Below are 7,514 nucleotides of genomic sequence, written 5' to 3'. Positions count from 1 at the left end.
CCCCCCAGGTCATCCGTTCGACAGAGGGGACACAGTCATACCGGGCCCGGAGGCCAGCGGTCCCGTTGCAGGACCGCGAAAAAGATAACGGGGGCACGGCAGGTGTGGGCCAGGGGGATGGCCCCCGGGGGCGAGCGTCCTTTCTCCAGCGCGTGAGCGGCTGGTGGTCAGGCGTGTTCCGGGGCGGGGCTGCGTCCGGGACAGGTGGCCGGTCTGCGCCGGGCCGGCTGCCATGTGATGCAGGACCCGCGGGCGGTCGGTTGTGATGTGGAGGGGGCTCACTTGCATGTGATCCGCCGGCAGAACGTCAACAACGCGTGGTCGAAGTCGAAGAAGTCCTGGGTGATGCCGGTGGACTTCCTGGTGGTGCAGGCATTCGACCCGTACGTCCTGGAGCGTCATGATCGCCTCGGCGCGGGCGGGAGTGACTTCCTGCTGGTCAACTTGGTCCGGCCTCCTTTCGGGGAACCGGTTACCACTGCAGCGATCGGGGAGTTGTGTTCCTCACTGTCGAGACGGGCTGGCCTGAGCCGGGCGGTGACGCCGCGGAGGTGTCGTCATGTGATGGCCAGCAACGTCGTTGACGCCGATGGGCGCTTGGACGAGGTGCAGGCCCTCCTCGGGAAGAAGAGCGCTGAGTCGCCGCCGCCCCTACCTGCACCCCAAGCCGGAGCGGCTGCGTGAGGCCGTGGAGCGAGTGCCGTCGCCGCGGTGGATGCCGGAGGTGCCGCGGTGAGCGTCAGCGTGACTGTGTCTGGTCTTCTGCCTCCGGCGCGGGACGAGAAGCTCGTGTATCAGCTGGTTGACTCCGTTGACGAGTCGTTTCTCAAGGTCATCTCGCGGGACGCCGAAAGGCGGATGCTCACGCTGCCTCCGGACCATCCCTTGTTGGGCCGGCCACAGGGTGGTGCGTATCCCGGCGCGCCCGGTGGTGCGGTGCCGCGCGGTCGGCACCCACCGGGCCTGATGCCCTCTGTGCCCCGAATTTCTGTGGCCTCTCGCACATTCGCGGGTTGGTCAAGACGACGGTCTGGCGGACGCGGTGCTGTGTGCGCCGGGTGCGGTCCACTCGGCAGTCGAGCTGACACTTCTGCCGGAACACCCTCGTGGGCACGGAGCGATGTACGACGGCCTCAACCAGGGCCGAATCGGTACTGCCCGGCTGCGGCAGGTGCTCGCCGGCCTGTAGCTGCCCTGCTTCCCGGACGGGCGCCTGGTGCTCGCCGTCGACGTCTCACCGTGGTTGCGCTCGGACGCGCCGTGCTCGCCAGACCGGCTCTTCTGCCACGTCTACGGGCGGGCGAAGACGGCCTCGCAGTTCATCCCCGGCTGGCCGTACTCGTTCGTCGCGGTCCTGGAGATGGGCGCCACCTCCTGAACGCGGTCCGGCTCGGTCCGGCAGACGACGCCACCGCAGTGACCGCTGCCCAGCTCCGCGAGTCGTCGAAAGGCTCATCGCGGCGGGCCAGTGGCAGTCCGGGGATCCGGGCCAGGAAGCCGGTGAGGTCACGCCATAGCCGGTCCGCACCTTCGTCCAGGCCGGCCGAGCCCGTAGCCGGCGACGGGCGTGCCCACGGACAGGGCCTCGGCTCACGTTGCCGAACATCTCCGGGCTGGTCGAGCTGACCACGGTGGCCGCGGCGCTGGCGAGGAAGGAGGGTACGTCCTGCCAGGGCATGCCGGGCAGGACGCCCCTGCTTCAGCGCCTTGGCGAGGGCCTCGCACTCGCTGACCACGTTTTGCTGCATGCCGGGCCAGTACTCGAAGCCGGCCTGGGCCAGGACGATCCCCACCGGACGGTCGAGTTCCTTGGGGAGGCCGTAGGAACTGCGCGATGCCCTTGTGCGGTTCGGCCCGGGCCACGATCCGCACCGGGCCGCTTCTGCGCAGTTCCTCCCGGGCGGTCGGCGCCGGTGCGGGTACTTCGTGCAGCAGAGCGTCGGGCACCACGGCCCACGAGGTGGTGTCGATGCCCTGCCCGGCCGGCTCCCGGGGCATGAACGGGCCGACCGCCGCCACCCGGCCGGGCCGGTGCTCCAGGCTCTGCTGCAGGGACGCGTCGGTGCGCGGCACGTGGACCATCAGCGCGGTGGCGGTGCCGGGGGCGCCGGACTGAGGTAGCCCAGCCCCCACACGGCGTCCATCCAGCACACCAGGTCCACGCGGTGCTCGGCGAGGAGGTCGAGGACTTCCCTCTTGGAGATCGCCACACCGGCTACGGAGGCTTCGCCGGGGAGAGGGTTCTTCAGGCCGTCAGTGCGACGGGCAGGCGGCCTGTGTGACCTTGCCGCCCTTGTCGTTGACCGTCGAGGGATCCAGTGTCAGGCACCTCCCGGTCCACTGGTTGATGAAGTAGAAGCCGCTCCGGCCGTTGCCGTCGAGCTTGACCGGGATGATGTTCCACAGCTGACTTCCCGAGGCCCACCGGGTCTCGCACGGCCACCAGAACATCTGCTGCCCGTCGGGCGGCGGCGTGCCGTTGTTGTAGGGGACGGTGAGGCAGCTGCCGTTGTTCGCCTTGATCCAGTAGTAGCCCTTGCCTTCGTAGGAGGGCTTCGTCGCCGACCACTGGTGGCTGCTGGGTGCCGGACTGGCGCAGGCGCGCTGCGTGACAAGACCGCCGGTGCCGTCAGCGAACTCGTCGCCGCGGACCATGCACCGGTTGGGAGCGTAGGCGCTGACGTACTGCTTGCTCGCGTTGACGGTCCACACCGCCGGGTGGGACCTGTTGTAGTAGGCGTCGCGATTGAGGTCGGCCACGACCGACGTCGGGCTGATGTTCGCGTTGTCGCTGTTCTGGTAGAAGTTCACGGCGACGAAGTTCGGCGCCCGCCCCGCGGCGGGCCTGCAATTCTTGTCGATGCGGTTCTTGAGGGCGAGCCCGTTGTCCTGCGGGGCGGCGCCGCCGGGGTCCGCCGAGTCCGAGTTGAACTGGTTCATGGTGAACAGCGGGGTCAACTGCGTCCCCGGCATCGGGTTCGTGTTCAGCGGCGTGCCGTTCCGGGAATCGCAGCCGGACGGACGGCCGCTGACACCGTAGCCGTACTTGTTCTCGACCGTGTGCTTCCAGGTGTACATGAGCGCACCGGAGCCGACCGGCACGTTCGTGTCCCAGCTGTCCTGGAACACCACGAGACGCTGGCCCGAGGAGACCATGTCACGCACGCGGGGCCAGTTGTTCCGGTAGATCATGTTCTTGTCGGGCGAGAAGAGCAGTCCGCCGGCGTTCTTGGCGTTCAGCATGTCGTCGATCGTCTTGGTGAGCGTCTCCCGGCTGGCGTAGTTCTCCAGGGAGATCGTGACCACCTCCTGCGGGTTCTTCTGCAGGAAGTTCACCACGGTGAGCAGCGCGGACTTGAAGTCCTCGTAGCACAGGGCCGTACCGCCGTGGCACAGCGCGACGGGACCGACCCCCTTGGGGTCGTAGGTGTCGAGCATCAGCCCGCGTACCCCGCCGTTGAGCTGCTCCTGGATCGTGTCCGACTGGTTGGGTGGAATCGGGAACTGCGTCCAGTCATCGGCGTACGAATTGTGAGTGGTCACCCATGACCATTCGTGGTAGCGCGTGTCTCCGTACTTGCTGCCGTCGGCCACCGCGGTTGTGGGGGAGACCAGTGTCGCCGCCAGGACGAGAAGCGGAACGATCGGCACGGCCAGTCGTCTCAGGAGGGGAGAACGGCCGATGACGTTTGGACGAGTGGTCGCGGTACCTCTGGTCCCGGCCGTCACGGCGCGGGAGATCAGGCGCCACCTGCGGCGCACGGCGGAGGTCAGTTGCATGGAAGGTTTCCCCCGAAGGTTCGGCGCGGAGGCTCGCACGCGAGGGCTCCGCAGACGTCGACGAATCGGGCATGCCGGCCTGGTCAGGTCCGGTTAGACGCCCGAGTCGGCTCAACTCAATACGGTTGAAGGCGGGCGGACCAGGAAGTTCCACCGGCAGAAGTATTGGCTTGTCATACTTCTTCCTGATGGGTTCGGTGCTCCGCCGGGACCACGCGGACCAGGGGGATACGCAGGCATGGGCGCCGGTATGTCGGACACGGGTGGGTTCGGTGAGCTCCTCTACGGTCTGCGGACCGGTGCCGGGCTCAGCCAGGAGGAGCTCGCGCACGCCGCAGGGGTGAGTGTGCGGGCGCTGTCGGACCTGGAGCGCGGCCGGTCCCGGGGGCCGCAGCGCCGTACCGTACAGGCGTTGGCCGCCGCGCTGGGTCTGGACACCGCAGGCGCCCGGGAGATGGAGCGGTCCGCCAGCCTCGGCCGCCCGAGGCCCCGGTCCCGATCCGGCCCGCAGTCCGCCGCAGCGGGGGCCACCGCGCGACAGACCGCCGCGGTACGGAGAGCCGCGGTCCAGACTGCCGAGCCGCGGGCGGAGCCCGGCCCGCCGCAGCCGCATCACACGCTCACGCTGCCCCGCGATCTCCAGGACTTCACCGCCCGCGCTCCCGCCCTGTCCGGGTTGCTGACGCTGGCGGAGGACCTCGACCCCGCCCACCCGCCGGTCGCGGTGATCTGCGGGCAGCCGGGCCTCGGCAAGACCGCCTTCGCCGTGCACGCCGCGCACACCCTCGCACCGTACTTCCCGGACGGGCAGTTCGCCGTCGACCTGCGCGGCATGGACCCGCGGCCGACCCTCCCGCGCGACGCGCTCGCGCGCTTGCTGCGCGCGCTCGGAGTAGCCGAGAGCGCCGTACCGGCTGCTACCGACGATCGGTCAGGCATGCTCCGCGCCGTACTCCGCGACCGGCGCGCACTCCTGCTTCTGGACAACGCGGCGGACGAGGAGCAGGTCCGCCCGCTGCTGCCCGGCCACGGCCCCTCGCTCACTCTCGTCACCAGCCGCCACGCCTTGGCCGGCCTCGAATCCGTCCACCGCACCCAGCTCGCGCTGCTTCGCCGCGAGGAAGCGGTCGAACTGCTCACCCGCATTATCGGCCCGGAGCGGGTCCGCCAGGAGAGCCAGGCCGCCCGTGACCTCGCGGAGCTGTGCGGGCACCTGCCGCTGGCCGTGCGCATCGCCGGACAGCGCCTCGCCTCACGGCCCGGAGAGCGCATCGCCAAGCTCGTCGTCCAACTCGCGGAACAGGAAAGCCGCCTGGACGCCCTGCAAGCGGGCTCACTCCAGATCCGGAGCGCTTTCACCCTCTCCTACCGGCAACTGAGCCCGCGGGCCCGGACCGTCTTCCGCCGCGCCTCACTGGCCGACGGACCCGACTTCAGCCCCGAGACCGCTGCCCTGCTGGCTGACCTGCCGCTGCGCCAAGCCGCCCGGTGCGCACAGGACCTGACCGACGCGGGTCTTCTCCAGCCCCATCCCACCGCCGACCGCTACCGCTTCCACGACCTCCTCGCCCTGTTCGCGGCCGAGCAGCTGGCCGAGGAGGACGAGCCCGCGCACATCGCGGCCGCCCTGGACCGGGCTACCCGATGGGCACTGCGCCGAGCGACCGCTGCGGCACGCCGCTTCGACGACGACCAGCAGAACATGCCGTACACGGAAGCCGACCCCGACCCGTCCACCGCACCCGTCGACCGCAAGCAGGCCGCCGTCTGGCTGGAGGCCGAGCGGCCCCAGTGGCTCACCGCCCTGGGCCGGGCCCAGGCGGCCGGCCACCACCAGCAGGTCATCGACACCGCCGAGGCGATGCACTGGTTCTCCGACCGCACCTCGCACTGGGAGCTTTGGGCGGAGGTATTCCGACGCGCCGTCGACTCCGCCCGTGCGCTCGGCAGCAGACGCGACGAGGCCGTCCACCTGAACTACCTGTCCTGGGCGTACAACACGTGCGTATACGACCACACCGCCGCCCTGGCCACCGCACGCGCCGCCCTGGAAGTGGCACGCGAGGTGGGAGACGAGCTCCAGGTGGGCTGGGCGCTCGGCTACGAGGCCGGATCACTGCACCGGCTCGGACGGGCCGACGAGTCCATCGCCCGCCTGCGTGAAGCGGCGGACCATCTGGGCAACCAGACCTGTGCGGAGAGCCGCCTCGCCGAACTCAGCGCACTCAACAAGCTGGGCCAGTATCTGCGCCAGGCAGGCCGCGCCGTCGAGGCCCTGGCCATCCATCGGCGCAGCGAGGCCATCTGCCGTGCCGGCATACCGGGAACGCCGCAGGAACTCATCGGCCTCTATCTGGCATCGACTCGTCAGCACATCGGCAACGACCTGGCCGCCCTGCGCCGGTGGAGCGAGGCGCAGGGCCCCCTGCGCTACGCCCTGACGCACTTCGAGGCGGCGCAGATGCCCGCCTGGAGCGAATCCTCCAGGCTCGATCTGGGAATCGTCCTACGCCGCCTCTCACGCCATCAAGAGGCCCATGAAACCCTGACGGCCGCCCACGAGGCCCTCGTCCGGCTGAACAATCCCCGCCAGGTCGAGGCGGCCACCGAACTCCGGGCACTGGACGAGCGCGGCCGTTCCGCCACGTAATGGCGGGGACGGCGGTACCGGCTCATGGCCTGCGTCGATGCCGGCCGTCGTGCACGGAGCGGCCCACCGGCCTGAGCGGGTACGGACGGCGTGCCCGGGTGAGAGCCTTCATCCGGGAGCAACTGCTGGCGGCACGGTGCATCTGTGCCGTGGAGAGTTCGCTCCGCACATCTCACGAGGGGGTCGAACCGTCGGGCTGCGTGGGCCGGACTCCAAGGGCTCCTGAGAGCGGGCCGGACACACGACAACGCGGGCCGCCGCCGAGTGGTGGCGGCCCGCGCTGGAGGCCGGCAGAGGTGCCCGCTCAGGCGGGCCGCAGGACGGCGGCCGATGATGAGGCCGCGTCCAACCTGGCCGTGTCATGTACCTGCCCTCCCCGCTGACCGGCCGACTCGTCGACCGCTTCGGGCCCGCACCCATCGCCGTCTGGGCCGCCCTCACGCTCCTGGCCTCCGGACTCGTCGCCGACGCCGGCTACTCCGCCCTGGCCGTCACCGGAGCGGTCCTCGCCCTCGCGCTGCTGTCTGTCGTCATCGTCACCGCCCGCAAGCGGTGACACCAGAGCGGACGGCCGTACGGCCGGGCAGAAGGTTTCTGATGCCGCGACCACCACGATGGTCCCGCTGGTCGCATCCCTTCGCGGCACAGTGGGGCGCCGGGACCGTCATGATCGGGCGGCGAGGTAGCGGGTCCAGCTGTCGTCGGGTGCTCGCCGCACTGGCGGCGACCCGGGCGTCGATCTACGGGAAGAACAAGCGGCGCCACGTCACCCCATCGGTGGCCGCGGCCCGGCCGGCCTTCTCCTTGGTCGGCGTCAGCCGGGCGGCCATGGCGACGGCCGCGGCGCCCTCGCCGAAGTCATCCTCCGCGAAGCCGCCGGACGCCTGTCCCAACCGACAGAGGGCACCGCCCGCTGCGTGCAGAACCGAGCCCGGCTCCGTGCGTGCCCTCTGCGAACGGCTGGACCGCCTGGAGGCCACACCCGCCCCGGGCGAGTTCTACGAGTGTCTGACCGCCCGGCGCGACGCGTTGTTCGAGCTGGTGGACGCGGTGTTGTGTGCGGACGGTGCGGTGAAGTCGCCGG

General features: G+C 70.4%; 6 protein-coding genes and 2 pseudogenes. 5 read left to right on the top strand and 3 right to left on the bottom strand.

The window, feature by feature from the left end:
- The first annotated feature begins 204 nt into the window (after nucleotides 1-204).
- Together ACWD0Y_RS35585 and ACWD0Y_RS35580 are read left to right on the top strand one after the other, a co-directional pair.
- Nucleotides 205-684 (top strand): tyrosine-type recombinase/integrase, encoded by a 480-nt coding sequence (locus ACWD0Y_RS35585; protein WP_450264400.1) that lies wholly within the window; start codon nucleotides 205-207, stop codon nucleotides 682-684.
- A 346-nt stretch (nucleotides 685-1,030) separates the two neighbouring features.
- Nucleotides 1,031-1,487 (top strand): annotated as a pseudogene (locus ACWD0Y_RS35580) (transposase); the annotation flags it as partial.
- Nucleotides 1,488-2,081: 594 nt separating this feature from the next.
- Here the strand turns inward: ACWD0Y_RS35580 and ACWD0Y_RS35575 are convergent.
- The gene (locus tag ACWD0Y_RS35575; protein ID WP_450264399.1) at nucleotides 2,082-2,210 is read right to left on the bottom strand and encodes a hypothetical protein; all 129 of its coding nucleotides are present in this window, start codon (nucleotides 2,208-2,210) and stop codon (nucleotides 2,082-2,084) included.
- 43 nt (nucleotides 2,211-2,253) lie between these two features.
- Nucleotides 2,254-3,780: a phosphatidylinositol-specific phospholipase C domain-containing protein gene (locus ACWD0Y_RS35570; protein ID WP_450264398.1), complete on the bottom strand. Its 1,527-nt coding sequence runs from the start codon at nucleotides 3,778-3,780 to the stop codon at nucleotides 2,254-2,256.
- A 238-nt stretch (nucleotides 3,781-4,018) separates the two neighbouring features.
- Between ACWD0Y_RS35570 and ACWD0Y_RS35565 the strand changes: the two genes are divergently transcribed.
- Together ACWD0Y_RS35565 and ACWD0Y_RS35560 are read left to right on the top strand one after the other, a co-directional pair.
- Nucleotides 4,019-6,430, top strand: a complete 2,412-nt coding sequence (locus tag ACWD0Y_RS35565; RefSeq protein ID WP_450264397.1) for a helix-turn-helix domain-containing protein — start codon at nucleotides 4,019-4,021, stop codon at nucleotides 6,428-6,430.
- A 361-nt stretch (nucleotides 6,431-6,791) separates the two neighbouring features.
- Nucleotides 6,792-6,986, top strand: a complete 195-nt coding sequence (locus ACWD0Y_RS35560) for a hypothetical protein (RefSeq protein WP_450264396.1) — start codon at nucleotides 6,792-6,794, stop codon at nucleotides 6,984-6,986.
- 184 nt (nucleotides 6,987-7,170) lie between these two features.
- Here the strand turns inward: ACWD0Y_RS35560 and ACWD0Y_RS35555 are convergent, their stop codons facing one another.
- Nucleotides 7,171-7,323 (bottom strand): hypothetical protein, encoded by a 153-nt coding sequence (locus tag ACWD0Y_RS35555; protein ID WP_450264395.1) that lies wholly within the window; start codon nucleotides 7,321-7,323, stop codon nucleotides 7,171-7,173.
- Between ACWD0Y_RS35555 and ACWD0Y_RS35550 the strand changes: the two are divergent.
- Nucleotides 7,264-7,405, top strand: a pseudogene (locus ACWD0Y_RS35550) (restriction endonuclease); the annotation flags it as partial. The gene ACWD0Y_RS35555 and the pseudogene ACWD0Y_RS35550 overlap by 60 nt on opposite strands.
- Nucleotides 7,406-7,514: the final 109 nt, after the last annotated feature.

The sequence above is a fragment of the Streptomyces altiplanensis genome, assembly GCF_053591575.1.
Note: the sequence above shows the minus strand (reverse complement) of the source record. Positions and strands in the feature narration are given on the sequence as shown.

Bases quoted from the DNA above. Each gene is read 5' to 3' on its own strand.
- ACWD0Y_RS35570 (WP_450264398.1), bottom strand. From the start codon at position 3,780: ATGCAACTGACCTCCGCCGTGCGCCGCAGGTGGCGCCTGATCTCCCGC.
- ACWD0Y_RS35565 (WP_450264397.1), top strand. From the start codon at position 4,019: ATGGGCGCCGGTATGTCGGACACGGGTGGGTTCGGTGAGCTCCTCTAC.
- ACWD0Y_RS35560 (WP_450264396.1), top strand. From the start codon at position 6,792: ATGTACCTGCCCTCCCCGCTGACCGGCCGACTCGTCGACCGCTTCGGG.